Source organism: Mesorhizobium sp. M7A.F.Ca.CA.002.05.1.1 (assembly GCF_003998335.1).
GTDB lineage: Bacteria > Pseudomonadota > Alphaproteobacteria > Rhizobiales > Rhizobiaceae > Mesorhizobium.
This window is the reverse complement of record NZ_RZQI01001018.1, coordinates 1-2,010: the sequence shown is the minus strand read 5'-3', so window position 1 is coordinate 2,010 and position 2,010 is coordinate 1. Positions and strand designations below refer to the sequence as shown.

Here is a 2,010-nt window from a genome sequence, read left to right as displayed (position 1 = left end):
GGCTTGCCGACGATATCGCCCGCTCCATGTCGGCGATTTCGGCGCGCGTCGCCGTCGTGCCTGGCCGCAACGTCATCGGCATCGAGCTCCCGAACGAGACGCGCGAAACCGTCTATTTCCGGGAGCTGATCGAATCGGAAGGCTTCCGCAAGACCAGCTGCAAGCTGGCGCTTTGTCTCGGCAAGACGATCGGCGGCGAGCCTGTTATCGCCGAGCTGGCGAAGATGCCGCATTTGCTCGTGGCCGGAACCACCGGCTCCGGCAAGTCGGTCGCCATCAACACCATGATCCTGTCGTTGCTCTACCGGCTGAAGCCGGAAGAATGCCGGCTGATCATGGTCGATCCCAAGATGCTCGAACTCTCTGTCTATGACGGCATCCCGCATCTTCTGACGCCCGTCGTCACGGATCCCAAGAAAGCCGTCACGGCGCTCAAATGGGCCGTGCGCGAAATGGAAGACCGGTATCGCAAGATGGCGCGGCTCGGTGTGCGCAACATCGACGGCTACAACGAGCGTGCCGCTCAAGCCCGCGACAAGGGCGAAACCGTCGTCATGACCGTGCAGACCGGCTTCGAAAAGGGCACCGGCGAACCGCTTTTCGAACAGCAGGAAATCGACCTCGCGCCGATGCCCTACATCGTCGTCATCGTCGACGAGATGGCCGACCTGATGATGGTCGCCGGCAAGGAGATCGAAGGCGCGATCCAGCGACTGGCGCAGATGGCGCGCGCTGCCGGCATTCACCTGATCATGGCAACGCAGCGCCCCTCGGTCGACGTCATCACCGGCACGATCAAGGCCAACTTCCCGACCCGGATTTCCTTCCAGGTGACATCGAAGATCGACAGCCGCACCATCCTGGGCGAGCAGGGCGCCGAACAATTGCTTGGCCAGGGCGACATGCTGCACATGATGGGCGGCGGGCGCATTTCGCGCGTGCATGGGCCGTTTGTTTCCGACGCCGAGGTCGAGCATGTGGTCGCGCATCTCAAGGCGCAAGGGCGCCCTGAATATCTGGAAACCGTGACGGCCGACGAGGACGAGGAAGAAATCGAAGAAGACCAGGGCGCGGTCTTCGACAAGGGATCCGTCGCAGCCGAAGACAGTGATGCGATCTACGACGAGGCGGTGAAGGTGGTGGTGCGCGACAAGAAGTGCTCGACGTCCTACATCCAGCGCCGCCTCGGCATCGGCTACAACCGCGCCGCGTCCCTGGTCGAGCGTATGGAAAAGGAAGGCCTGGTCGGCGCACCCAACCATGTCGGCAAACGCGAAATCATCATGGGCCGGCGCCCGCCGGCGAGCGCGCCCGAGGATGACGGCGCGGACTGATCGGCAGCCCGCTTGAAGCGCACATAAAAAAGGCCGGTTACCCGGCCTTTTTCACCACAAGCGCATTGGCCTCAGCCGATCTTCTGGCCGGTCTTTGCCCAGTCGGCGAGGAACTGTTCCAGGCCCTTGTCGGTCAGCGGGTGCTTGACCAGCGCCTTCAGGGTCGCCGGGGGGGCGGTCACGACATCGGCGCCGATGAGGGCCGCCTGCTTGACGTGGTTCACGGTGCGCACCGAAGCGACGAGGATCTCAGTCTGGAAATCGTAATTGTCGTAGATCTGCCTGATCTCCTGGATCAGCTCCATGCCGTCGATGCCGATGTCGTCGACGCGGCCGACGAAGGGCGAGATGAACGAGGCACCGGCCTTGGCCGCCAGCAGCGCCTGGTTGGCCGAAAAGCACAGCGTGACGTTGACCAGGCGGTTCATCTCGGTGCGGATCGTCTTGCAGGCCTTGAGACCGTCCAGCGTCAGCGGCACCTTGATGCAGACATTGTCGGCGATCTTGGCCAGAACCTTGGCCTGCTGCATCATCTCGGAATATTCAGTGGCGGTGACTTCAGCCGAGACCGGACCCTTGACGATGTCGCAGATCTCTTTGGTCACGTCGGCGATCTTGCCGCCGGATTTGAGGATCAGCGACGGATTGGTGGTGACGCCGTCGAGCAGCCCCAGAT

At 62.7% G+C, this 2,010-nt stretch carries 2 protein-coding genes; one reads left to right on the top strand and one right to left on the bottom strand.

Going from position 1 to position 2,010, the window contains the following annotated elements; all coding sequences use genetic code 11:
• Positions 1 to 1,334 (top strand): DNA translocase FtsK (locus EN939_RS31905; RefSeq protein WP_272483123.1); only part of this gene is annotated, 1,334 nt, incomplete at its 5' end.
• A gap of 71 nt (positions 1,335 to 1,405) precedes the next feature.
• On the opposite strand, the gene fsa is transcribed toward EN939_RS31905, so the two are convergent.
• Positions 1,406 to 2,008: a fructose-6-phosphate aldolase gene (gene fsa / locus EN939_RS31900; protein WP_164751410.1), complete on the bottom strand. Its 603-nt coding sequence runs from the start codon at positions 2,006 to 2,008 to the stop codon at positions 1,406 to 1,408.
• Between the last annotated feature and the right edge of the window lie 2 nt (positions 2,009 to 2,010).